Annotated in this window: 27 protein-coding genes and 1 pseudogene; 21 read left to right on the forward strand and 7 right to left on the reverse strand. The window is 27.0% G+C overall.

All coding sequences use genetic code 11. The features are described from left to right. Window positions 1–61: 61 nt before the first annotated feature. From rpsB to lpxB, 13 genes are read left to right on the forward strand one after another with little or no spacing between them, the layout of a single operon-like run. Entirely contained in the window at window positions 62–883 is an 822-nt protein-coding gene (rpsB, locus tag AC5YGA_RS02560; RefSeq protein ID WP_415309178.1) for a 30S ribosomal protein S2, read from the forward strand. A gap of 1 nt (window position 884) precedes the next feature. Further along, entirely contained in the window at window positions 885–1,736 is an 852-nt protein-coding gene (gene tsf, locus AC5YGA_RS02565; RefSeq protein WP_415309179.1) for a translation elongation factor Ts, read from the forward strand. Further along, on the forward strand, window positions 1,737–2,288 hold the full coding sequence (frr, locus tag AC5YGA_RS02570; RefSeq protein WP_415309180.1) for a ribosome recycling factor: 552 nt from the start codon (window positions 1,737–1,739) through the stop codon (window positions 2,286–2,288). Beyond that, window positions 2,285–2,962, forward strand: a complete 678-nt coding sequence (gene uppS, locus AC5YGA_RS02575; RefSeq protein WP_415309181.1) for a polyprenyl diphosphate synthase — start codon at window positions 2,285–2,287, stop codon at window positions 2,960–2,962. Before frr ends, uppS begins: the two co-directional genes overlap by 4 nt. Further along, complete coding sequence (locus AC5YGA_RS02580; RefSeq protein WP_415309182.1) at window positions 2,962–3,624, forward strand: phosphatidate cytidylyltransferase; 663 nt, start codon at window positions 2,962–2,964, stop codon at window positions 3,622–3,624. The genes uppS and AC5YGA_RS02580 overlap by 1 nt, the downstream gene beginning before the upstream one ends. A 2-nt stretch (window positions 3,625–3,626) precedes the next feature. Beyond that, window positions 3,627–4,793 carry a 1-deoxy-D-xylulose-5-phosphate reductoisomerase gene (locus AC5YGA_RS02585; RefSeq protein WP_415309183.1) on the forward strand — a complete coding sequence of 389 codons (1,167 nt, stop codon included), beginning with the start codon at window positions 3,627–3,629 and terminating at the stop codon, window positions 4,791–4,793. A 7-nt stretch (window positions 4,794–4,800) separates the two neighbouring features. After that, window positions 4,801–7,041 carry an outer membrane protein assembly factor BamA gene (gene bamA / locus AC5YGA_RS02590; RefSeq protein WP_415309184.1) on the forward strand — a complete coding sequence of 747 codons (2,241 nt, stop codon included), beginning with the start codon at window positions 4,801–4,803 and terminating at the stop codon, window positions 7,039–7,041. Continuing rightward, window positions 7,041–7,562: an OmpH/Skp family outer membrane protein gene (locus AC5YGA_RS02595; protein WP_415309185.1), complete on the forward strand. Its 522-nt coding sequence runs from the start codon at window positions 7,041–7,043 to the stop codon at window positions 7,560–7,562. The genes bamA and AC5YGA_RS02595 overlap by 1 nt, the downstream gene beginning before the upstream one ends. After that, a complete protein-coding gene (gene fabZ / locus AC5YGA_RS02600) occupies window positions 7,562–8,011 on the forward strand; it encodes a 3-hydroxyacyl-ACP dehydratase FabZ (protein WP_415309186.1) in 450 nt (149 codons plus the stop codon). Before AC5YGA_RS02595 ends, fabZ begins: the two co-directional genes overlap by 1 nt. A 55-nt stretch (window positions 8,012–8,066) precedes the next feature. Then, window positions 8,067–9,047, forward strand: coding sequence for a UDP-3-O-(3-hydroxymyristoyl)glucosamine N-acyltransferase (gene lpxD, locus AC5YGA_RS02605; RefSeq protein ID WP_415309187.1), 981 nt, complete (start codon window positions 8,067–8,069; stop codon window positions 9,045–9,047). Further along, entirely contained in the window at window positions 9,044–9,826 is a 783-nt protein-coding gene (gene lpxA, locus AC5YGA_RS02610; protein ID WP_415309188.1) for an acyl-ACP--UDP-N-acetylglucosamine O-acyltransferase, read from the forward strand. Before lpxD ends, lpxA begins: the two co-directional genes overlap by 4 nt. A 1-nt stretch (window position 9,827) precedes the next feature. After that, window positions 9,828–10,619, forward strand: a complete 792-nt coding sequence (gene lpxI, locus AC5YGA_RS02615; protein WP_415309189.1) for a UDP-2,3-diacylglucosamine diphosphatase LpxI domain-containing protein — start codon at window positions 9,828–9,830, stop codon at window positions 10,617–10,619. After that, window positions 10,616–11,752 (forward strand): lipid-A-disaccharide synthase, encoded by a 1,137-nt coding sequence (lpxB, locus tag AC5YGA_RS02620; RefSeq protein WP_415309190.1) that lies wholly within the window; start codon window positions 10,616–10,618, stop codon window positions 11,750–11,752. Before lpxI ends, lpxB begins: the two co-directional genes overlap by 4 nt. Here lpxB and gltX read toward each other — a convergent pair. The 7 genes from gltX to AC5YGA_RS02655 form a co-directional block, all read right to left on the reverse strand. Continuing rightward, window positions 11,729–13,129, reverse strand: coding sequence for a glutamate--tRNA ligase (gene gltX / locus AC5YGA_RS02625; protein ID WP_415309191.1), 1,401 nt, complete (start codon window positions 13,127–13,129; stop codon window positions 11,729–11,731). The genes lpxB and gltX overlap by 24 nt on opposite strands. A gap of 22 nt (window positions 13,130–13,151) precedes the next feature. After that, the gene (lexA, locus tag AC5YGA_RS02630; protein WP_415309192.1) at window positions 13,152–13,829 is read right to left on the reverse strand and encodes a transcriptional repressor LexA; all 678 of its coding nucleotides are present in this window, start codon (window positions 13,827–13,829) and stop codon (window positions 13,152–13,154) included. An 88-nt stretch (window positions 13,830–13,917) separates the two neighbouring features. Next, window positions 13,918–14,709 carry an indole-3-glycerol phosphate synthase TrpC gene (locus AC5YGA_RS02635; protein ID WP_415309193.1) on the reverse strand — a complete coding sequence of 264 codons (792 nt, stop codon included), beginning with the start codon at window positions 14,707–14,709 and terminating at the stop codon, window positions 13,918–13,920. Further along, a complete protein-coding gene (gene trpD, locus AC5YGA_RS02640) occupies window positions 14,702–15,694 on the reverse strand; it encodes an anthranilate phosphoribosyltransferase (RefSeq protein ID WP_415309194.1) in 993 nt (330 codons plus the stop codon). Before trpD ends, AC5YGA_RS02635 begins: the two co-directional genes overlap by 8 nt. After that, window positions 15,694–16,266: an anthranilate synthase component II gene (locus AC5YGA_RS02645; RefSeq protein WP_415309195.1), complete on the reverse strand. Its 573-nt coding sequence runs from the start codon at window positions 16,264–16,266 to the stop codon at window positions 15,694–15,696. The genes trpD and AC5YGA_RS02645 overlap by 1 nt, the downstream gene beginning before the upstream one ends. After that, window positions 16,266–17,720: an anthranilate synthase component I gene (gene trpE, locus AC5YGA_RS02650; protein ID WP_415309364.1), complete on the reverse strand. Its 1,455-nt coding sequence runs from the start codon at window positions 17,718–17,720 to the stop codon at window positions 16,266–16,268. Before trpE ends, AC5YGA_RS02645 begins: the two co-directional genes overlap by 1 nt. After that, entirely contained in the window at window positions 17,720–19,141 is a 1,422-nt protein-coding gene (locus AC5YGA_RS02655; RefSeq protein ID WP_415309196.1) for a SurA N-terminal domain-containing protein, read from the reverse strand. Before AC5YGA_RS02655 ends, trpE begins: the two co-directional genes overlap by 1 nt. Window positions 19,142–19,236: 95 nt before the next feature. Between AC5YGA_RS02655 and AC5YGA_RS02660 the strand changes: the two are divergent. From AC5YGA_RS02660 to AC5YGA_RS02695, 8 genes and pseudogenes are all read left to right on the forward strand, one after another. Next, window positions 19,237–19,934 (forward strand): annotated as a pseudogene (locus AC5YGA_RS02660) (triose-phosphate isomerase). A 5-nt stretch (window positions 19,935–19,939) separates the two neighbouring features. Next, on the forward strand, window positions 19,940–20,236 hold the full coding sequence (gene secG / locus AC5YGA_RS02665) for a preprotein translocase subunit SecG (protein WP_415309198.1): 297 nt from the start codon (window positions 19,940–19,942) through the stop codon (window positions 20,234–20,236). 47 nt (window positions 20,237–20,283) lie between these two features. Next, window positions 20,284–21,900 (forward strand): CTP synthase, encoded by a 1,617-nt coding sequence (pyrG, locus tag AC5YGA_RS02670; RefSeq protein WP_415309199.1) that lies wholly within the window; start codon window positions 20,284–20,286, stop codon window positions 21,898–21,900. After that, window positions 21,897–22,721, forward strand: coding sequence for a 3-deoxy-8-phosphooctulonate synthase (gene kdsA / locus AC5YGA_RS02675; RefSeq protein WP_415309200.1), 825 nt, complete (start codon window positions 21,897–21,899; stop codon window positions 22,719–22,721). Before pyrG ends, kdsA begins: the two co-directional genes overlap by 4 nt. Next, a complete protein-coding gene (gene eno, locus AC5YGA_RS02680) occupies window positions 22,722–23,978 on the forward strand; it encodes a phosphopyruvate hydratase (protein ID WP_415309201.1) in 1,257 nt (418 codons plus the stop codon). After that, window positions 23,978–24,280, forward strand: a complete 303-nt coding sequence (locus tag AC5YGA_RS02685; protein WP_415309202.1) for an FtsB family cell division protein — start codon at window positions 23,978–23,980, stop codon at window positions 24,278–24,280. Before eno ends, AC5YGA_RS02685 begins: the two co-directional genes overlap by 1 nt. Next, window positions 24,270–25,202, forward strand: coding sequence for a lipoyl synthase (gene lipA, locus AC5YGA_RS02690; protein ID WP_415309203.1), 933 nt, complete (start codon window positions 24,270–24,272; stop codon window positions 25,200–25,202). Before AC5YGA_RS02685 ends, lipA begins: the two co-directional genes overlap by 11 nt. Then, window positions 25,195–25,644, forward strand: coding sequence for a type II toxin-antitoxin system RatA family toxin (locus tag AC5YGA_RS02695; protein WP_415309204.1), 450 nt, complete (start codon window positions 25,195–25,197; stop codon window positions 25,642–25,644). Before lipA ends, AC5YGA_RS02695 begins: the two co-directional genes overlap by 8 nt. Window positions 25,645–25,676: the final 32 nt, after the last annotated feature.

Genomic DNA, 25,676 nt, shown 5'->3' on the forward strand with positions numbered 1-25,676 from the left:
GTGGTTTTATACCTCCGGTCCTTAGATGGAAATTACTGTGGTGGCTTAACCGGGAATAAATATGAAAATACCAAGTCTAACTATACAACAATTATTAGAAGCAGGCGTTCACCTAGGTCATAAGACTTTAAGATGGAATCCAAAGATGAAAAAATACATCTTTGGTAAAAGAGATTCAATTCACATTATTGATTTAACACAGACATTAGAATTAACAAATGTGGCATTAGAAAAAGTTTACAATACAATTGCAAATAATGGAAAAATTCTTTTTGTCTCTACTAAAAAACAAGCATCAGAAGCTATTGCAGAAGTTGCAAAAGAAACTGGACAATTTTTTGTAAATTACAGGTGGTTAGGAGGCATGTTAACTAACTGGGGAACAATTTCAGGTTCGATAAAAAAGATGAAGAAATATGAAGCTGATCTTGTTGCTGAGAATAGAGGCTTTACAAAAAAAGAACTTTTGAAAATGAGTGTTAAAAAAGATAAATTAGAAAGGGCTCTTGGTGGAATTGCTGAAATGAAAAAAGTTCCTGATTTAGTATTTATCATAGACACAAACTATGAATCACTAGCCATAGCTGAAGCATCTAAGTTGGGCATTCCTATTTGTGCCATTTTAGATAGTAATTCAAATCCAGATGGTATTGATTTTCCTATTCCTGGCAACGATGACGCCAGAAGAGCAATCGATCTTTATTGCAACCTAATAAAAGAAACTATTGAAAATGCAAAAAAAGCAGCTCCATCTAAAACTGAAGACAAACCGGAAGTTGAAAATATTAATACAAAAGAAAAATCTACTAAAACTGTTCAGGAGTTAGATAGAGAAAAACTAGATGCTAAATTCTCCAAAAAAGATAAAGAAAAGCTAAATTAATATGAGCGATATAGAAAAAGTAAAACAATTAAGAGAAGCAACAGGTGCAGGTTTTAAAGATTGCAATTTAGCGGTTAAAGAATCTTGTGGTGATTTAGATAAAGCTGTAGAAATTTTAAGAGTTAAAGGAATTTCTAAAGCTTCTAAAAAAATGTCCAGAGATGCAAAAGAAGGTGTAATTGCAACTTCAGGAGATGAGAATAAGATTTCAGTGATAGAAGTAAATTGTGAAACAGATTTTGTTGCAAAAAATGATGATTTTGTTTCTTTTGCAAAAGAACTAAGCGATTTAAATAATAAAAACAATTCTGATTTAGATGAATTAAATAAGTCTAACATGTTAAATGGTCAAACTGTTGAAAATAATCTAATTTCATTAATTGCAAAAATGGGTGAAAAAATAACAATAGGTAAGACTAAAACATTTAATCAATCAGGTGCTAAAAATTTTAATTATTTACATACAATAGTTAAAGACAATTTAGCTAAATTATCTGTTATAACTTCTATTGAAACGAAAGATAACAGCGAAGCAGTTAGAACTTTTGGCAAACAACTTTCAATGCATATAGCTGCATCTAATCCATTAGCATTAAATTCTGATTTAATTGACAAAGAGGTAATTCAAAAAGAACAGGATCTTGTTACGGAGGAATTAAAAAGTTCTGGAAAAACAGAAGAGATTGCTCAAAAAATCAGTCTAGGAAAAATGAGTAAATTTAAGGAAGAAAATTCCTTGTTAACACAGTCTTGGGTAATGGAACCAAAAAAGAAAGTACAAGAAATTGTTAAAGAACTAAATATACCTGATTTAAAGATCAATGATTTCTTTAGAATAAAGATAGGTGAATAAATGTTTGAAGAAAAAACGTATAATCAAAAAATGGATAAAACCATTGAGGTTTTTTCAAAAGAATTAACATCACTAAGAACTGGAAGAGCGAATGCTTCAATGCTGGACTTAGTTAAGGTTGATGTTTATGGGCAAAAGATGCCTTTAAATCAAGTTTCTAGTATAACAACTCCAGATGCAAGAACAATCAATATTCAAGTTTGGGATCTTAATAATGTTCCATTAGTTGATTCAGCGATTAAAAAATCTGAACTTGGTTTAAACCCACAAATTGATGGACAATTGATTAGACTACCAGTTCCTGATTTAAATGAAGAGAGAAGGTCTGAGATAAAAAAATTAATTAAATCTATTGGAGAAAAATGTAAAGTTTCAATTAGAAACATAAGACGTGAAGCTAATGATGAATTAAAAAGTTTAGTAAAGAATAAAGAAATTAGCGAAGATGACGAAAAAAAAAATGAAAAGATAATTCAAATTTTTACAGATGATCATATCAAATGCATTGATCAAAAAGTAGAATCTAAAGAAAAAGAAATAATGACTATATGAGTCCAATTAAACATGTTGCCATCATTATGGATGGAAACGGTAGATGGGGTCTCAAACACAAAAATTCAAGAAATTTAGGACATAGAGCTGGTTTAAATACAGTGGAGACAGTTATTGACGAATGTATAAAAGAAAAGATTAAATATTTAACACTTTATACATTTTCTACAGAAAATTGGAAAAGACCTAAAAAAGAAATAAATTTTTTATTTAACTTATTAGAAAATTTCTTAATTAAAAGAGTTAAAGATTTAATAAAAAATAAAATTAGTGTCAAATTTATAGGCGAATTAAGTAAATTACCAATAACGCTTAAAACTTTGATTAAAACATCTGAAAAAAAAACATTACAAAATTCAATTATTCAAATTAATGTTGCATTAAATTATGGTTCAAAAGGTGAATTAATAAATGCCTTAAGGTCAATTAATAAAAAGAAAATTAAAATAAACGAGCAAAATATTGATAAAAACTTGTTTACTAAAGGTATACCCGATCCTGAAATATTGATAAGAACAGGTAACACTCAAAGACTAAGTAATTTTTTACTTTGGCAATCAGCATATACAGAAATTTTTTTTGAAAAAAAACTGTGGCCTGATTTTAGCAAAAAAGATTTTAAAAAAATATTAACTAAATTTAAATATATAAAGAGAAATTTTGGATCAATTTAATGGGCTCTGAATTAAAAAAAAGAATAGTTACTTCACTTTTATTGTTGTTATTATTAACAATAATGTACTTTTTCTCTTTCATGATGATTATATCACTGATTGTGATTGCAATAATTATTTGGATTGAATTTTATGCTTTATTATCTAAAATATTTATTAAAAATTCAATTAATCATAAATTTTATAGATTTATATTTAAATCAATTTCGTTATTGTATCTATCATTGTTGGTTTATTATTTATTTTATATTGAATCTTACCATCAAGATTTAAAAGTTTACCTAATATATTCAATTCTTGTTGCTATACTTTCTGATATAGGTGGCTTAGTAATTGGCAAGTTTTTTAAAGGAAAAAAACTTACAAAAATTAGTCCAAACAAAACTGTGTCTGGATCTATTGGGTCTTTTGTTTTTTCATTGTTTTTGATTCCTTTATTTAATGAAACATTGATTAAGTACGATCTTTTAATATTAATTGTAATTACATTGTTTATATCTTTAACCACTCAAATAGGAGATTTACTTATCTCTTATATAAAAAGAAAAGCAAAAGTTAAAAACACCAGCGATTTACTACCAGGCCATGGAGGTATTCTTGACAGAGTAGATGGTATAATCTTTGCTATTCCAATTGGGCTTCTACTATTTAATATTTTTTAAATATGAAAAAAAAAATTGTCATTCTAGGGTCAACAGGTTCAATCGGTAAAACCGTGCTAGATGTTATCAAAAAGGATCAAAAAAAATTTGAAATAACACTTCTAACAGCAAATAGTAATATCAATAAATTATTGAAACAGGCAAAAATTTTCAATGTTAAAAATTTAATCATTACAAATAAAACTAAATATAATTATGCAAAAAAAAAATTAATTGATAAAAATGTTAATATTTATAATGATTTCAAATCAATTAACAAAATTTTAAAGAATAAAAAAATTTATTATACTATGAATGCCATATCTGGATTAATTGGATTGGATCCAACATTAAGAATTATCAAATTTACTAATAAAATTGCTATTGCAAATAAAGAATCCATAATATGTGGTTGGAATTTAATAAAAAAAAAACTCGACTTTTATAAAACTGACTTTATTCCAGTTGATTCTGAACATTTTTCAATATGGTCATTAATTAATAAGCACAATATTGGTAATATAGAGAGGGTTTTTATTACTGCTTCTGGTGGACCATTCAATAAGCTAGATTTAAAAAAATTTAAATTTATAACAAGAAAAAAAGCACTTACTCATCCTAATTGGAAAATGGGAAGAAAAATTACAATAGACTCAGCAACTATGATGAATAAAGTTTTTGAAGTTATTGAAGCTAAAAATATTTTTAACTTACAATATAATAAAATATCAATTTTAGTTCATCCCAAATCTTATGTTCATGCCATAGTTAAGTTTCATAATGGTTTAACTAAAATTTTGATTCATGATACTAATATGACGATCCCAATTTTTAATTCTCTGTATTTTAACAGTCAAAAAAAAATAAAATCTAAGGGATTAAATATTGATCTATTAAATAATCTTGATTTTCAAGGTATCAATTTTAAAAAATTTCCTGTTACAAAAATAATTAACACTTTGCCAATTAAACAATCTTTATTTGAAACAGTTATCGTAACTGCTAATGATACACTTGTTGATATGTTTTTAAAAGGGAAGATAAATTTTTTAGATATTTCAAAAATACTATTAAAAATTATTAAGAATAAAGACTTTGTGAAATATAAGAAAATCAAACCAAAAAATATTAGTCAAATCAACCAAATTAGTGATTATGTTCGTTTTAAAATTGACTCTTTAAGTATATAAGACAGCTATGTTTAGTACATTTTTAAAGTTTTTAATTGTTATGTTAATTTCTATCTCTTCAGCATTTGGAGAAGTAGTAAAGTCAATTAAAGTTTCTGGAAATGAAAGGATTTCAAATGAAACAATTATTGTTTTTAGTAAGATTAAAATTGGACAAAACCTTTCTGAGAGCCAATTAAATAAAGTTATCATTGATTTATACGAGACAGATTTTTTTAAAGATGTTTCTATTAATTTTGATAATCAAATTTTGAATATAAGTGTAGATGAAAATCCTATAATTCAGAATCTATATATTGAGGGTATAAAAAATAAAACACTTATTGTTAAAATCCGAGAAATTTTATCATTAAAGAACAGAAGTTCTTATAAAGAAATTTTAGCTAAAAGAGATGTAAATATTATTTTAAATTCATTAAGATCGATAGGTCATTATTTTTCTGATGTTCAATACATTGTAAATTATAATGAAAATAATACTGTAGATTTAACCTATGATGTTAAGTTGGGAGATAAAGCTTCAATTTCAGAAATTAGATTTATAGGTGAAAAATTTTTTAAAGATAGAAAACTGAGAAGCGTCATAACTTCAGAAGAAAATAGATTTTGGAAATTTTTTTCTAATAAAAAATATGTTGATCAAAAAAGAATTTCGCTAGATCAGCGTCTTTTAAAGAATTTTTATTTAAACAAAGGTTTTTACAATGTTAAAGTGAGTGATTCTTACGCTAATATGCTAGACACAAATAAATTTGAACTTACATTTAATATTAATTCAGGCAGGAAATATTACTTTAATGAACTCGATCTCTTATTACCTGAGAATTATAGTAGAGATAATTTTTCAGAAATCTTAAATTTATTTGCAGATCTAAAAAATCAAATTTACTCTCTGAATAAAATTGAAGATATTTTAGATGAAATTGATAATATTGCTTTAAATTCCCAATTTGAATTTATATCTGCTACTGTTAATGAGGAAATTATTGACACTAATAAATTAGACTTTATTTTTGAAATTAAAGAAACACAAAAAAAATATGTTAATAGAGTTAATGTTTATGGTAATACAATTACAAGAGAAGAGGTTATAAGAAATTCACTTATCGTTGATGAAGGTGATCCCTTTAATGAATTATTGCACAATAAATCAATAAATACGCTCAAAGCAAAAAATATATTTAAAACAGTTGAAAGTGAGATTGTAGATAGTGAAAAAGATGGATATACCGATATAAATCTAACATTCGAAGAAAAGCCTACAGGAGAGATTTCGGTGGGTGCTGGTTACGGTACAAGAGGAGCTGCATTTGGTTTTACAATAAAAGAAAACAACTTTTTAGGCAAAGGTGTAAAACTTGTTACTGATATATCTTATACTACTGACAGTCTTTCTGCTGGTTTGAGTTATACAGAACCAAACTTTGCTTACTCAAATAGATCATTAACATCAAGTTTTTCATCTTCTAGTGTTGATAAAATTACTAATTATGGATACGAAACAAAGACGAATACTCTTGAATTTTCTACTTTTTTTGAACAATATAGAAACTTATATGTGTCACCTGCTATTTCAGTAAGACACGAAAATCTGACAACTAATAGTAACGCATCAGAACAATATAAAAAACAAAAGGGCAAGTTTTATGACATAACAATGCCATATGGCATTTCTTACGATAAAAGAGATAATCAGTATGATCCTAAGGCCGGATTCATAAGTAGCTTCACTCAAGAATTGCCGTTAATTAGCAATAATCCAGCTATAACAAATTCATACAATTTTTCAAAATATTTCTCGATTGGTGATAATTTTGTAAATAATATTGATGTTTATTTCAAAGCTATAAATTCAATTTCCAATAAAGATGTAAGAGTATCTAAAAGAATTTTGCTTCCTGGCAATAGACTTAGAGGCTTTGAAGTTGGTAAAATTGGCCCAATAGATAATGATAATTTTGTAGGTGGTAATTATGCAGCCTCAATGAATTTTGTTACACAAGTACCAAATTTATTCCCAGAATTACAAAATGCAGATTTTAATTTCTTTTTAGATATGGCAAATGTGTGGGGTGTAGATTATAGTTCTGCATTAGATGATTCAGGGTCCATCAGAAGTGCGTTAGGTGTTGGCGTTGATTGGTTTACTCCGATAGGACCTTTAAGCTTTTCTTTATCACAGCCTATTACAAGTTCAAATTCTGACAAAAAAGAAACATTCAGATTTAATTTAGGAACAACATTTTAATGTTTAAAATAAAAATAATTTTATATATTTCTATTTTTCTTTTTGTAAATTCATTTAGTGCAAGCGCTAACATTGCATATATAAACTTTGATTTTTTGTTAAATAATTCTAAAGCTGGAAAAAATATAGAATCTGAAATAAAAAAATTGCAAAAAAAACAAATTACTGAATTTAAGAATAAAGAAGATAACTTAAAGAAAAATGAAGATAAACTTTTATCAAAAAAAAATCTTTTAGAAAAAAAAGCTTATATATTAGAAGTTGAAGAATTTAAAAAAAAAGTTGTAATATATAATAAATATAAGAATGACAAAATAACATCACTAAATAAAAGAAGAACAAAATCTATTAATATGTTTATGAAAGAAATTACACCAATTTTGACCGAATATGTTACCAAAAATAATATTTCAATTTTATTAGAAAAAAAAAATATTGTAATTGGTAAGTCCAATCTTGATATTACAAAAACAATACTTGTTTTGTTAGATGAAAAAATTGATAAAATTAATATTGATTAATGATTACTAAATTAAATAAAAAAGATATAATAAATTTATTGCCACATAGAGAACCAATGTTATTAATTGAAGAACTCATTAACATTAAGAAACTTTTTTCTGCAACTGCCATTGTTAATGTAACAAAAGATAGTTTCTTTGTTCAAGGTCATTTTCCTGATAATCCAGTAATGCCAGGAGTCTTAATTGTTGAGGCTTTTGGACAGGCTGCAGCCGCTCTTACTGCAGCTGGCATAGATAAAGAAACTTATGAAAATAAATTAGTATTTTTGATGGGAATTGAAAAAGCTAGGTTTAGAAACCCAGTAATACCAGATTGTAAACTTGAATTAAATATAGAGGCAGTTAGATCTCATGGCAGAGTTTGGAAATACAAAGGTGAAGCATTTGTTGAAGGTAAAAAAATGGCTGATGCCCTATGGTCAGCTACCATTGTTGATAGAAAATAATTAGTAACAATTATTGATAAGTAATTAATTATAGTTTTGATAAAAAACTATATTAATGCCTAATCCTTTTTTTAAAAACTGTGGTCCTTATTATATAGATGAGTTATTAGAATTGTCAGATGTTTCTAAAAAAATTATTCCTAATAAAATTAATGTCAATGACATAAAAGATCTGGTTTCTGCAACTAATAAAGATGTCTCTTTTTTTCACTCAAAAAAATATGAAGATTTAGCATCTAAAACTAATGCTGCATATTGTATTACTACTAAAAACTTAGCACATATATTACCTACCACTTGTTTTTCAATAATTGTTGATAATGTATTAATAACTACAGCAAAAATTACTAAAATATTTTATCCTAATTCTGTTACTGATGATTTTGATCAAAATATTTCTGTTATTAATGAAACACTATTAGCAAAAATAACCACATATGGTAAAAATGTTTTAATCGGAAAAAATGTTCAAGTAGGTAAAAATTGTCTAATTGGACATAACACAATAATTGAAAGTAATGTTATTATCGGTGATAATTGCTCTATTGGCTCAAACGTAATCATAAGAAATACAATAATTAAAAACAATGTAAGTGTTTTGGATGGTTGTGTAATTGGTAAAAAAGGTTTTGGTTTTTTTCCTGACAAAGATAAAAATTTTAGATACCCACATATAGGTGTAGTTATAATTGAAGACAACTGTGAAATTGGATGTGGGTCTACCATAGATAGAGGTTCACTTTCTAATACTATAATAGGAAGAAACACTTACTTAGATAATCAAGTTCATATTGCTCATAATAATAAAATCGGTAGTAATTGCATTATTGCAGGCCAAGTTGGTTTTGCTGGAAGTTCAACTTTAGGAAATAATGTTATGATTGGTGGTCAAGCTGGTATCTCTGGACATTTACAAATTGGTAATAATATTCAAATAGGCGGGGGTAGTGGTGTAATAAAAGATATTCCAGATAACTCTAAAGTTATGGGTTATCCTGCTAAAAATTTAAAAGAATTTATTAAGGATAATAAATGATACATAAAACAGCAATTATTGACCCCAATGCAAAAATTGCCTCAACTGTATCTATTGGGCCCTATACAGTCATCGGCCCTAATGTTGAGATTAAAGATAATGTAATTATTCAATCACATGTCAGCATCACTGGTTCAACAATAATTGGTAAAAATAATAAAATTTACCCGTTTGCTTCAATAGGTAATGATCCTCAAGACATGAAATATAATGATGAAAAAACAAAGCTTCTGATTGGAAATAATAATACAATAAGAGAATATGTAACAATTAATCCAGGCACAATTCAAGGTGGGGGAATAACAAAAGTAGGTAATGATAATTTAATAATGATTAGTGCTCATATTGCTCATGACTGCATTATTGGTAACAATATTGTTATAGCTAATAGCGCGGCAATAGCTGGTCATGCAAAAATTGATGATTATGTTATAATTGGTGGTAATTGTGGTGTTCAACAATTTACTAGAATCGGAAAAATGGCTATGATAGGTGGAATGACCGGTGTTTCTAGAGATGTTATTCCTTACGGTTTATCAACGGGTAATCGAAATTACTTAAATGGAATTAATGTTGTTGGATTAAGAAGAAGCAAGATATCAAATAAAGAAATTATTGGTCTTGCAGATGCTTATAAGCAAATATTTAAAACAGAAAACTTAAATCAAAATTTGAATAAATTAAATGGTCAGTTTAAGGAAAATAATTTAGTTAAAGAAGTGGTTGAATTTATCAATAAAGATAAAAAAAGGCCAATTTGCACCCCTCTTCCAAGATAGAATGATTGGATTATTTTTAGGTAGTACAGATTTCCCAAAAATAATTTTAAATAAAATCAAAAAGGAAAAGAAAAAATATTTTATTATAGATTTAACAATAAATAATGATTTTAAAAAAAATAAGAATAGTTACTTCATTAGCATAGGACAGTTTGGTAAAATTTTATCAGTAATTAAAGAAAATCAATGTAATAAGGTATTATTTGCTGGGAAAATTATTAAACCAAAAATTTCCTCACTTAAATTGGACTTTAAAGGCCTTTATTATATTCCAAGAATAATCAAGGCTTCAAAGTTGGGAGATGCAGCAATTTTAAAAGAGTTAATAAAGATTTTATCAGAACATAATATTAAGGTTATAAAATCTAATTTTTATAATCCGGAATTAACTTTACCAAAAGGCAATTATACAAAAATTAAACCCAGTAAAAAAGAATTAATTGAAATCAAAAAAGGTATAAATTCACTAAACAAATTAAATGCATACAATCATACTCAAGCTTTAATAATTAGAAACAATTCAATTATTGCAAAAGAAAACTCAAAAGGTACAAAAAAAATGATCCAATCGATAATTAAAGTTAAAAATAATAAAGGCATATTAATTAAATTTCCCAAAAAAAAACAAGATTTAAGAGCTGACTTACCAACTATTGGACTTGATACACTTAAAGACTGTAAAAAAGCGAATTTAAAAGGGGTAGTTCTTAAGTGTAATCAAAATATATTTATGGATAAAATTAAATGCATAAATTTTGCTGATAAAAATGAAATCTTTATTAAAGTTATATGAAAAAGATATTTATAGTAACAGGTGAACCGTCGGGCGATAAGTTAGCTTCTAAAGTTATATCAAAACTAAAGGAATCTAATCCAAAAATTGAATATTTGTGTGTTGGTGGGTCTCATTTATATTCTTTAGGTATCGACTCAATCTTTGACCTAAAAGAAATTACATATATGGGTTTTACAAGTGTATTGCTAAATATATTTAAGATTAAAAATAAAATCAATGAGACTGTGGATGAAATTATCGAATTTAATCCAGATATATTATTTACAGTGGATAGCCCAGATTTTACACTTAGGGTAGCCGAAAGAGTTAAAAAAGTTAATAATAACATTAAAATAATTCATTATGTTGCACCTCAAGTTTGGATATGGCGGGAAGGTAGAGTTAAAAAATTTAAGAAATTTATAGATCACATGCTACTTTTGTTTAATTTCGAGAAAGAATATTTTGACAAAGAGAATATTACAAATACTTTCGTGGGACACCCTTTATTGGAGACAAATAAAAAATCTAAAATTGATTTATCTTCATTAATTAATGAGAATAAAAAGATTATATCAATATTTGCAGGAAGTAGAAATTCTGAAACTAATGTTCTGTTACCAATTTTATCTGATTTTATTAAATTAATGAACAGACGATTTAATGATTATATTTATATTTTCCATGCTACTGAAGAAAATAAAGAATTAATTACTAATTCTCTAAAAAATAATTCATTAAATAATATCCAAGTGATTTCAGATGATAATATCAAATCTCAAATACTATCTAGATCTGTGTTTGCAGTAGCTAAATCAGGAACGGTATCTCTTGAAATTTGTAATGCTAATGTTCCATCTATTATAATCTATAAAATTAACATGATTAATTATCTAATTATGAAATCGTTAGTTAAAGTTAAATTTGCGAATATTATAAATATTATTAATAAAAAAGAAATTATTCCAGAATTGTTACAAGGCGAATGTAATGCAAAAGAAATTTATAATTCAGTTGTTTATTTATTAAAAAATCCAGAAATTATGAAAGATCAAGTAAACAAATGTAACAAAACTTTAAATGAGATAAGATCGAAATCATCCTCCTCATTAGAAGCCTCTTCAGTATTAAGTAAGCACCTTGTTACCTAATCTTTTTTGAACTTCTTCTTTACCTAATGAGATGATTATATCATAAATGCCTGGACCAAACTTTGAACCTGTTAAAGATATTCTTAATGGCTGTCCAACTCCCTTAAAATTTGTCTCATGTACTTTTATAAGATTATTTACTATAGGCTCTAAAGTTTCTTTATTTAAAATTTTTAAAACATCAACATTTTTATTAAATTCAAAAATTATTTTTTTTGCTTTGTCATCAATAAGTTTTAAATCATCTTGATTAAAGTTTATTTTATCAAAAATTAAATATTTGGCATTATTATATATGTCTTCTAAAGTTTTGGCTTTATTTTTAAGAAACAATAATGATGTTTTAATTTTTTCTTCTTTATCGGATTTAATTTTTTCCTTGTACAATTCGCAGTATATAACAAGTTGATTGTAAAGTTCATTTTCATCAATAGTTTTAATATAATGTTCATTCATTGATAGAATACGGCTCATATCTAGCTTTGAAGGTGATTTTCCAATTCCTTCTAAGTTAAAAAGTTTAATACTTTCATCCAAAGTAAATATTTCTTTATCATTGTAGGACCATCCTAATCTTAATAAATAATTCCTTAACGCACTAGGCATAATCCCAATTTTTGAATAGTCATCTAGCGTTGAAGCGTTATCTCTTTTTGATAGTTTTTTACCCTCTATAGTATGAATAAGAGGTATATGTGCAAATTGAGGTACCACCCATCCCATTGCCACGTATATCTGCATTTGTTTAAAAGTATTGATCTTATGATCATCCCCCCTAATAATATGGGTCATATTCATTTGATGGTCATCCACAGTTGCAGAAAGATTGTATGTGGGAGTGCGATCATTTCTTAAAATTATGAAATCCTCAATTGTATTATTGTCAATTTCAACATTACCCTGAACTAAATCTTTCAATATGGATGTTCCTTTAATTCTACTTTTAAATCTAATTACTGGTTTTATATTTTTTGGAGCATCTGTTTCAGTAAGATTTCTCCATTTTCTATTATAAATATAAGGAAGTTTTTTTTGTCTAGCTCTATTTTTTTGTTCTTCAATTTCTTCACTTGAACAGTAGCATTTATAAGCATGACCATTTTTCAGCAACTCATCAGCAACATTTACATGATCATTTATTTTTGTGGACTGGATATATTCATCACCATCATGCTCTATACCAATCCATTTTAAAGATTTTATAATTTGATATTTATGTTCATCCTTAGATCTCTCTTTATCTGTATCTTCAATTCTTAAGTGAAAATTTCCTTTTTGGTTCTTTGAATATAGCCAGTTAAATAAAGCAGTTCTAACACCACCAATATGTAGGGCTCCAGTAGGAGAGGGAGCAAATCTTGTTGCTACTTTAGACATTCGGAATGTTTAGACTATTTTTTTAGAAGTTTCTATATAAAGATACTAAAACACCCTGAACTTTAACTCTGTCAGGTCCAAATATTTTAGTTTCATAGTTTCTATTTGCACTTTCAAGAGCAATTGTTTTGCCTTTTCTTCTTATTCTTTTTAGCATTGCTTCATGCTCATCTATTAGAGCAACTACAATCTTGCCATTATCTGCAGTATCTGATCTTTTTATTATAACTGTATCACCTTCGTTAATTCCAGCTTCAATCATCGAATCTCCTTGAACCTTTAGTCCAAAGTATTGACCATTTTTTTCAAGATTGCTAGGAAGAGGTATTCTAGCAACTTCATTTTGAATTGCTTCAATTGGTGTTCCTGCTGCAATTTTACCTAACACAGGGATTTCCATTTCGTCATTTTTAGTATTTTCTGTGTCTAATCCACCTTTAATAACACTTGGTGAAAAACTGTTATAAATATCATTTGCTGAAGCTGTTTCTGGCAGTTTTATAACCTCCAAAGCTCTTGCTTTATGAGGAAGTCTTCTAATAAAACCTCTTTCCTCTAAAGCACTTATTAATCTGTGAATTCCTGATTTAGATTTTAAATTTAATGAGTCTTTCATTTCCTCATAAGAAGGTGAAACGCCTGAGGCTCTCAACTTCTTGTTGATAAATAAAAGCAGGTTTTTTTGTTTTTTAGTTAGCATAAGAACAAATAAAGTACAAAATCTGTTCTACAAGTGTTCTTCTATTTTAACAATAGCTAAAAAGTGTTGAAAATAGTGGTTTATTTTACTAAAGAACTGAAAAAATTGAATTATTATCCAAGTTTTTCAAGAGTGATTCACCAATTAAAAAAGTTTTAATTTTAGTTTTGTCTTTTAAGGATAGAAGTTCGTCTTTTGTTTTAATTCCACTTTCTGAAATTAAAGGTCCGCCATGACTAATTAAAACATCATGGATATCATAAGTTGTATTTATATTTGTTTTAAGCGTTTTAAGATTTCTATTATTAATTCCTATTAAAGCCTCTTTAAAGTTAAGAGCTTTTTTTGCTTCATCAACAGTATGCACTTCAACAATTATAGACATGTTAAGTTTTAGCGCTTCTTCATATAATTCATTCGCAAGTTTATCAGAGACCCCTGCTATTATTATTAATATAGCATCAGCACCATAGCTTTTTGCAAGATGAACTTGAAATTTGTCTATAAAAAAATCCTTACAAAGAACAGGAAGTTTTATTTTTTCTTTTACTTTACTGACGTGAGTTAGATTGCCTAAAAAAAAATCTTCTTCTGTAAGTATAGATAAGCAGGTTGCTTTATTATTATTGTAAATTTTAGCTATATTTAAAGGGTCATAATTTTCTATTATTATACCAGCAGAAGGACTAGCTTTTTTAATTTCAGCAATTAATGAAATTTTATTATAATTAATATTATTTTGTATTTTATCTTTAAAATTAATAAATGATTTATTTTCATTTATTTTTATACTTAATGAATCTAATGGAATTGATTTTTTTAATAAATCAATACGTTCAATTTTTTTTTTAATTATTTTTTCTAATACATTTTTAGACATTTTGTATATTTTTTAAATTTTCAAATGTTTTACCAGATAATATGTGTGACCTTGCTGAATCATAAGCATCTTTAAATTCTGAATTTTTTTCAGTAACAATAAGTCCTGCTGCAGCATTTAAGCAGACAGCCTTTGAAAAGTCATTATCTTCGCCCTTAAATATATCTATCATTTTAATTGCATTAAATTTAGCATCATCACCTAACAAATCATCAAATTTATTTGCACCAATATTTAATTCTTTAGGATCTATAATTATTTCTGAAATTTTACCATTTTTTAATTGAACAACGTTTGTTTTTGCATAAGGTGATATTTCATCTAAACCATCTTCACTATTAACAATCCAAGCATATTTAATATTCAAATTCCTTAGTGCATCAGCAAAAATTTTTAATAAATTCTTATCAAAAACACCAACAACTTGTCTATTAACTAGGGCAGGGCTACTTAGAGGTCCGATCATGTTGAATATTGTTCTTTTACCTATCTTTTTTCTAGTTGGTCCAACAAACCTCATTGCACTATGGTAGTTCGGTGCAAACATAAAACCAAAATTATTTTTATTTATTTGTTCTTCAATATCTTTTGGCTCTAAATCAATCTTTATATTTAAAGCTTCCAAAACATCGCCTGATCCACATTTAGATGAAACTGCTTTATTACCGTGTTTTGCCACTTTGATACCCATGCTAGATAGCAATAACGCTGATGCAGTAGAAATATTTAGTGTATTCATGCCATCACCACCTGTGCCACATGTATCGACACAATCCTTAACGTTAACTCTTTTAGACTTATTTCTTAATATATAAACACCTCCAGCGATTTCATCAGAGACTTCACCTTTTGCCGATAGTAGAGTTAAAAAATCAAATATTTCACTTTCTGAAGCTTTGCCATCCATTAATATTTCAAATGCTGCTTTACTTTCATCGAAAGATAAATTCTCTTTATTTCTTAGCTTCTCTAGATATTTTTTCATTAATCTTTATAATTTATAAAATTTCTTAATATTTTAATCCCAATAGTAGTTCTTATACTTTCAGGATGAAATTGAACACCATGAATATTATATTCTTTATGTTTTACACCCATAATAATTCCATCTTTTGTTTCAGCAGTAATTTCAAGTTTATTGGAAAGTGTTTTTTTATCAATAATTAGACTGTGATATCTTGTGGCTTCAAATTTAGAGGGAAGATTTTTTAATATACCAATCTTTTTAGATTTTATCACACTTGTTTTTCCATGCATTATTTTATTAGCCTGAATTATTTTTGAACCAAATACTTGTCCGATAATTTGATGACCTAAACATACTCCTAATATTGGAATTTTTTTGTATAAAGATTTGACTATCTTAATACAATTTCCAGATTGATTTGGATTACCAGGACCTGGTGATATAACAATTCTGTTATATTTATTTATTATTATTTGCTTGTCAGTAATTTTATCATTTCTAATTACATCAACATTAACTCCTAACGATGATATGTAGTGGTATAAGTTAAATGTAAAACTATCGTAATTATCTATTAATATAATTTTCATTATTTAAGAGCATTCATTAGAGCTTTTGCTTTATTGATAGTTTCTTCATATTCTTTAATTGGCTTACTATCAGCTACAATCCCTGCACCAGCTTGGACATAAAATTTTCTATCTTTTGCAACAGCAGTTCTTAAAGCAATGCAGGTATCAAACTCACCATTTGCTGAAAAATATCCTATGCCCCCAGCATAGACTTTTCTTCTTGTTGTCTCTAATTCATCAATAATTTCCATAGCTCGAATTTTAGGTGCTCCTGAAACGGTCCCAGCTGGAAAACCAGCAAGTAATGATTTAAATTTTGAATATTTTTTATTATAAACTCCAACTACATTAGAAACTATGTGCATTACATGAGAGTACTTTTCTATTACAAAACTTTCTGTAACTTTGACACTCCCAATTTTAGATACTTTTCCTGCATCGTTTCTACCTAAATCAAGTAACATTAAATGTTCTGAAAGTTCTTTTTTATCTTGTAGTAAATCCTTTGCAAATAAACTGTCTTCTTTAAAGTTTTTACCCCTAGGTCTTGTCCCAGCTATTGGCCTAACAGTAATTTCGTTATCTCGTAGTCTAACTAGAATTTCTGGGCTGGCTCCAATTATTTGAAAATCTTCAAAATTGAAGAAGTACATAAATGGAGAAGGGTTGGTAACTCTTAATTTTTTATAAATTTCTAATGGTTTTTTAGTTAATTTAACTTCAAACCTTTGACTTAAAACTACCTGAAAAATATCACCAATTTTAATGTATTTTTTGGCTTTATTTACCATTTTTAAAAATTTGTTTTTCGTTGTGTTGGATTTAATTTTAATATGAGTTTTAGTATTTTTATAAGAATTATTTTTTTCTAATGAAGCTTGGATTAATAAATCATTTATTTCACCTTCAATTTCTAAATATTTTACTTTATAATTTGAAATTTTTTCATCATTGAAGATGTTTACAATATAAAAAATCTTTTTTTTTAAATTATCATGAATAACCAATGTTCTTGGTCTTAAGAGTCTTACGTCTGGAAGGTTTAAATCATCTTTACATTTGTTAGGAATTTTTTCGATGTATCTAATGGAATCGTAAGAAAAATAACCAGATATTAATGAACAAATAGGAGGTAGTCCTTTAGGTGTTTTGAATTTAAAATCTTCTATTATTTTTTCAATAATTATGTCGGGTTTTCCCTTAATCTTTTTTTTAGATTTATTTGTAAATAAGTAAGAGTTTTTATCGTTGAATTCCCAAATTTTATCGGGGTTTTTACCAAATATAGTATATCTACCTCTGATCTTTCCTTTTTCAACAGATTCAAAAATAAAGCTATTTTTTTCGCTAAGAAAATTATCAATTAGATTTAGAACCTCACGATCATTTACTGTTTTCCTGGAGGTGTATATAATTTGATTTTTGTTTCTTTTGTGTTGAAACTTAAAATCTTTAAAGTTTCGATTTAGCATCATCTAAAGTAATTTTTTACTCTATCAAGGGTTTTTTCATTAACTATCACGTTATATTTACTGTTTAAAAGATAGTCATATGATTTTAAAATTCCATTTCTATTTTCTGCACTTGCCTCATTTGAAATTGCTTTAAATATATTTGAATTTTGTGAAACATTAGTATCCTCATAACTTATTACTTTGGCTATGAATATATTGTTTTCTTTATCAGCAATCAAAGTAAACTCATTAATTGGTAGTGAATATAAAACTTCAATTGAATTAGCTTCAAATTTATTTACGTCTTTAACTGAGTTTATTTGAATTTTCTCAATCTTACCATTTGCAAGCTTATTGAAAGATTGTTCATTAAATTTTTTTTTGTCTAATTGATCAAGTATGTTTTTATTATATTCAAATTTTTCTTTTTGATATAAAAGATTTTTCATTTGTTTTGTAAATTTATTATCCTCTAAACTTGGTAACTTTAATTTAATATTATCAATCTGATAAAAAATAAAGGTTCCATTGTCTTCAAATATTTCAATCTTATCTTTTCTAGAATTATAAATCTTATTCTCAATTGTTTTATTATTTTCTAGGTTGATATAATCTTTTTTAATAATTGGCTTGATATTAAGTTCATTGATAATTGTTTTAAAATCAATATTTTTTGATATTTTGTTATCTATTTCATCAATTGCATCGAAGAAAGTTTGGTTGAATTCATCTAAACCTATTAAATTTTTTGGTGTGATTATTGCATAGGAAAAATCAATAAAGTCTTGTTTTAGTTTATCTGAATTTTCTTTAATAAAAACTTCAATTTCTTTATTGGTAAATTCATTAGTTTTCTTATAAAAATTATTCAACTCAATATACTCAATATCTAACTTTCTATTATTTTCTACAAAATGCTTATCTATTAAAAACTTAGGTGATTTAGCGCCACCACTTATATAAGTAAATAATTCTTTTTGCAGAGCATTATTCTTTAATTTGATTTCATACATCGCTGCACTCATACTATTTGTTAGTAAGAATTTTTCATAAAGAGTTCTTTGAAATTCACCATTTTCATCTTGAAAGTTTTTATTTTTTTTAAGTTTTTCTGCAATCATTTCTCTTGATAAAATTAAGTCTAAATCTTTTATTTCAAGGTCTAATAAAGTCATTGATATTAAGGATGATAAAAGTTCTTCAATTACATTTTTATCAATATTCTCTTTTATAACTTGTTGACTTAATCCTGATTGATTCAAGTAATCCATAAAATCTTGAGTGGAAATATTAGTGTTATTAATTTTGGCTATATTATTTTGATTTCCAGTACTAAAGCCACCACCAAATCCACCAAAACCAAAAGCAATTATAATAACAAAAATTAGTATTAATCCACCAATCTTTTTTTTTGTAAATTCTTTAAAAGGATTTATCATTGCATTATTAATATATTGATCTTTAAAATACCAAGCTATAGATTAAAATTTTCATTATGACAAATAAATATATGTATTTTATAGCTAATTGGAAAATGTATGGGAATTTATCATCCTTAAAAACATTAGATAAAGTTATTAAATTTTCTAAATCCAAAGAAATAAAGGGAGGAAGATTAATTTATTGCCCACCAAACACTTTAATAAGTTCTTTTTCAAAAAAATTTAAAAACTGTCAAATCGGTATTGGTGGTCAAAATTGTCATGAAAGTGATGTTTATGGTGCTCATACAGGTTTTGTTAATTCTCAAATGTTAAAAAATATTGGTGCTCACTTTGTAATTATTGGCCATTCAGAAAATAGAGTAAAGGGTGAAAGTGATAAACTGATTAATCTAAAAATAAAAAGTGCTCTTGATGCTAAATTAAAAGTTATTTTTTGTATAGGTGAAACTTTAAATGAAAAAAAAAAAAGACACACTCAATCCTCTCTAGACAAATTAAAATTGGTTTAAAAAATATCAAATATAAATCAAACATTTTTTTAGCTTATGAACCAGTTTGGGCTATAGGTAGTGGGCTCATACCAAAACACCAAGATCTTTTTAAAACAGTAAAATATATTAAAAGTAAATTTAAAGATAAATTGCCTAAAGTTTTATATGGGGGTTCTGTAAATCCCAAAAATATAACAATCTTAAGAGAAATTAATAATATTGATGGTTTTTTAATTGGAGGAGCATCTCAAAATGCTAAAAAATTTATTGATATCGTCAAAAAAACATATAGTTAACCTTCATGGAAAATATTTTATTAGTAGTCAACTTAGTGCTTGCTGTAATACTTGTGCTTTTGATACTTGTGCAAAAATCTGAAGGTGGAGCACTTGGCATTGGAGTTTCTCAAGATAATTTTATGCTTTCCAGATCAGCAGGTAATTTTATGAGTAAAGCTACAGCTGTAGTTGCTACTTTATTCATAATTTGTAGCTTAGCTTTAACAATAATATCTAGAGGTGAGTTAACACCTACATCCTCTGTACTAGATAACATTGAAGAAAAATCTAGTGATACTCCTTCAATTCCTGAAAATTAATAATTAATTCTTTCCATTTTATTAATTAATCGCTATAAGATAATTCCATGGCGCGATTTATATTTGTCACCGGCGGCGTGGTATCATCCTTAGGTAAAGGACTTTCTTCTGCTTCGTTAGCATATTTGCTTCAATCAAGCGGTTTTAAAGTCCGTTTAAGAAAATTAGATCCTTATTTAAATGTTGACCCAGGAACAATGAGTCCTTTTCAACATGGTGAAGTTTTTGTAACAAACGATGGTGCTGAAACCGATTTAGATCTAGGTCATTATGAAAGATTTTCAGGAATTTCTGCAAAAAAAACTGACAACATTACAACTGGAAAAATTTATAGTGACGTTTTAAAGAAAGAACGTAAGGGAGGTTATCTTGGTAAAACTGTTCAAGTTATTCCACACATAACTGATCGTATTAAAGAGTTTATAAAAAATGATATATCTAAAGAAGATTTTGTAATTTGTGAAATAGGGGGGATAGTAGGTGACATTGAAAGCCTTCCTTTTGTTGAAGCTATTAGACAATTTTCAAATGATGTCGGTAAAAAGAATGCTTTATTTATTCACTTAACACTAGTCCCATACCTTAGAGCTTCAGATGAGATTAAAACAAAACCTACTCAACACTCTGTAAAAGAGTTAAGAAGTCTCGGTATACAACCAGATATTATTATTTGTAGATCAGAAAGACCTATCCCGCTTGAACATAGAAAAAAAATATCCTTGTTTTGTAATGTAAATATTAAAAATGTAATTGAGACAGTTGATGTTAAAACTATTTATGAGGCGCCGATTAGTTTTAATAGAGAAAATTTAGATAAACAAGTGCTTGAATATTTTAGGATTAAAAGAAGAAAAAAAGTTAATTTAAATCCTTGGAAAAAAATTACAAAAATTGTTCTCCATACAAAAAAATTAATCAATATTGCAATCATTGGCAAATATGTTGACCTTAAAGATGCTTATAAATCTTTAGATGAAGCCTTAACTCATGGTGGAATTGATAATAATTTAAAGGTTAATTTAGTGAGAATAGATTCTGAGAATCTAAAAGTTTCTGAAATTAAGAAAAAATTAAAAGATGTTTCGGGAATTTTAATACCAGGTGGTTTTGGCAAAAGAGGAACAGAAGGTAAAATCGAAGCAATTAAATATGCTAGAGAGAAAAAAATTCCTTTTTTTGGAATCTGTTTTGGGATGCAAATGGCAATTATAGAATTTGCTAGAAATAAGTTAAATATAAAAAAAGCTACTTCAAGTGAGTTTGGAGCTGGAGGTGTTCCAATTATTGGGTTAATTACTGAATGGAATAAAAATGGCAAATTAATTAAAGGAACTGATAAAGATTTAGGTGGCACTATGAGACTTGGTCTTTATGAAGCAAAATTAAAAGAAAATTCATTAATTAGAAAAATCTATAAATCAAAATCAATTCAAGAAAGACATAGGCATCGATATGAGGTTAATATTAGTTACAAAGATAAATTTGAAAAAAATGGTTTAATTTTTTCAGGATTATCTCCAGATAACAAATTACCAGAAATTATTGAGCTAAAAAACCACCCCTGGTTTGTTGCTGTACAATTTCACCCTGAATTTAAATCTAGACCTTTGGCACCACATCCTTTATTCTCATCATTTATCAAAGCTGCTAAAAATCATAAATGAAAAATATAAAAGTTAATTGTGGAAACATAGAAATTTCAAACAATAATAAGATTTGTATTATTGCTGGTCCATGTCAACTTGAAACAGAACAGCATGCTATGGATATGGCAGGTAAAATTAAAGAGATTACTTCAAAATTTAATATGGGTTTTATTTATAAAACATCTTTTGATAAAGCAAATAGAACCAGCTTAAAAGGAAAAAGAGGTGCGGGTCTTGAACAGTCTTTACCTATTTTTGATAAAATAAAAAAAGAGTTAAATGTTCCAATATTAACTGACATACACAATGCTGAGCAATGCTCTGTTGTATCCCCACATGCAGACATATTACAAATTCCAGCATTTTTATGCAGACAAACAGATTTATTAATTGCTGCAGCTAAAACAAGAAAAATTATTAATGTTAAAAAAGGTCAATTTTTAGCACCATGGGATATGGTTAATGTTACTAAAAAAATTGCTGATTCTGGTAATAATAATATTCTGGTCACTGAAAGAGGCGCAAGCTTTGGGTACAATACTCTTGTCTCTGATATGAGATCTTTACCTATAATGGCAAAGAATGGTTACCCTGTTATTTTTGATGCCACACATTCTGTACAACAACCTGGGGGGTTGGGTGATACAAGTGGTGGGCAAAGAGAATTTGTAGAATATTTAGCAAGAGCTGCAGTAGCAGTTGGTGTTGCAGGTGTTTTTATTGAAACACATCAAGACCCTGATAATGCTCCATCTGATGGACCTAATATGGTTCCTTTAGATAAATTAGAAAAATTGCTATCTCAACTTTTTGAAATAGATAATCTAATTAAAAAATAAATGAGCAAAATATTAAAGGTAAAAGCTCGCCAAATTTTTGACAGTAGAGGATACCCAACAATTGAAGCTGAGGTTTATTCAAAAAATTTAAGTGCAACAGCTATTTGTCCATCAGGAGCATCAACTGGTACATATGAAGCGTTTGAAAAACGAGACAGTAAAAACAAAAAATATTTGGGTAAAAGTGTTTTAAATGCTGTGAGTTTAATTAATACAAAAATCTCAAAAAAATTAAAAGGTAAAAATATTCATGATCAAATGCGTATAGATACAATCTTAATTAATCTTGATGGAACTAGGCAAAAAACAAACTTAGGAGCTAATGCAATTTTAGCCGTGTCGATGGCTACAAAAAAACTTTCTGCAAAGATTAAAAAAGTACCTTTATATAAAACTTTTTTGGTAAAAAATAATTATAAATTACCATACCCTTTAATGAACATTATTAATGGTGGAGCTCATGCCAATAACGGTTTAAGAATTCAAGAATTTATGATTAGACCTGATAAAGCAAAGAGTTTTTCAGAGGCAATGAGAATATGTTTTGTTGTAATTAACAATTTAAGAGATTTAATTATAAAGAAGAATTTTTCAACGTCTGTTGGAGATGAGGGTGGTTTTGCTCCTATGATTAGTAGCAATGAAAAAGCTTTAGATCTAATTGTAGCTGCGATAAAAAAATCTGGATTTAAGAATGGTAAAGATGTTTCAATTTGTTTGGATGTTGCGGCTAACGAATTAATAAAAAAAAATAAATACTCTATTCATTCTAAAAAACTTATTTCAGTAGATCAATCAATTAAAGAATATCAAAAAATAATAACCAAATACAAAATCAAATCTATAGAAGACCCATTTGGAGAAAATGATTGGATAGCATGGAATAAATTAATGAAGTATACAAAAAATGTTCAAATAGTTGGTGATGATCTTTATGTTACAAATTTAGAAAGACTAAAAATTGGTTTTTTAAATAATTCATCAAACTCAATATTGATTAAACTTAATCAAATTGGCACGGTTTCGGAAACACTTGAAGTTATTAAATTTGCACAAATAATTGGCTATAAAACAATAATTTCTCATAGATCAGGTGATAGTGAGGATACTTTTATTGCAGACCTAGCCGTAGGAACTAATTCAAATCAAATAAAATCAGGGTCATTAGCTAGATCTGAACGTGTTGCTAAATATAATCAATTATTACGTATAGAAGAAGAGCTTGGAAAAAAAGCATTAATGAATAACATTTATTAATGTTGAAAAAATTAAAAAAAAATTATTTTTTACTAATCTCAATCTTTTTAATACTTTATTTTTTCTTTAACTTTTTAGACGGTGAAAGAGGTCTTTTTTCTTATTTTAAAAAAAAAGAAATCTTAATAAGTTTACAAAATAAAGAAAAGAATCTAACCAATAAAATTAAAAACCTTGAGTTTAAAAACTCTTTATTAAGTGATAAATTAGATTTAGATTATGTTGAAACGTTAATAAGAGAAAAGTTTTTATTTGGCAAAGAAGCAGAGACCCTCTATATAATTAAAAAGAATGACAATTAAACCAAGACACCCAGAAAAAGTTAACAAACCTATAAATCCAATTAAGAAAAAACCTGATTGGATAAGGTCTAAATTAACTAACAGTAAAGAATTTTTCTTAACTAAAACTATTGTTAATCAAAACAATTTAGTAACAGTTTGTCAGGAAGCTAACTGCCCAAATATTACAGAATGTTGGAGTAAACGTCATGCTACTTTTATGATTATGGGTGATACCTGTACAAGAGCTTGCGCTTTTTGTGATGTAAAAACAGGTAAACCTGAAAATTTAGATCCATTTGAGGCTTATAAAATTTCAAATGCTGTATACAAACTTAATCTTCAGCACGTTGTTATAACTTCTGTTGACAGAGATGATTTAGAAGATGGAGGTTCTAATCATTTTTTTGATGTAATTACAGCTATAAGAAAAAAAAACCCTCAAACTTCAATTGAAGTTTTAACCCCAGATTTTTTAAGAAAGGGTGACTCTTATAAAAAGATTCTTGAAGGAGATTTAGATGTTTTTAATCATAATATTGAAACAGTTCCAAGACTTTATTTAAAAGTTAGACCAGGTGCAAGATATTTTGGTTCATTAGAACTTTTAAAGAATGTAAAAAAAATTAATAAAAAAGTTTTTACTAAATCAGGGTTAATGGTTGGTTTAGGAGAAAGTAAAGATGAGTTAATTCAGGTGATGGACGACTTAAGGTCTGCTGATGTAGACTTTTTAACAATTGGACAATATTTGCAACCCTCAGTAAAACATCATCCACTTGAAAGATACTACCATCCAGATGAATTTAAAGATTTAGAAAATATTGCAAAAACTAAAGGTTTTTTATTAGTTTCATCTTCACCATTAACTAGATCTTCTTATCATGCTGATGAAGACTTTGCTCAATTGCAAAAAAATAGATTAGAAAAATTTAATGCCTAAAGCCACGGTCAAGAGATTAATTGAATGTAATAAAAAACAATTAGTGGATCTTGTTCTAGATATTGAAAATTACCCAATGTTTATACCTTATTGTTTAGATGCAAAAATTTATGAAAAAAAAAAAGAAAAAAATATGATATTAATAATTGCAGATCTTACAATAGGGAAAGGTCCTTTTAAGGCTACTTATAAAAGTGATGTCAGATTTAATAAAGATACAGACACTATCCTAGTAACTAATATCGAAGGACCCCTCAAGCATTTGTATAATAAATGGTTTTTTCTTGAAAAAGGGAATTTTACTGAGATATCTTTTGATATTGATTTTGAGATTGAAAATAAATTTTTAAATATTTTAATGACTAAATCTTTTCAGTATGGTTTAGATAAAATAGCTGACTCGTTTCAAAGAAGAGCTAACGATTTATTCAGGGATAGATAAATCATTAAAAAACCATATGTGCAGAAAGGTAA

This window comes from Candidatus Pelagibacter sp. uisw_091 (genome assembly GCF_059512525.1).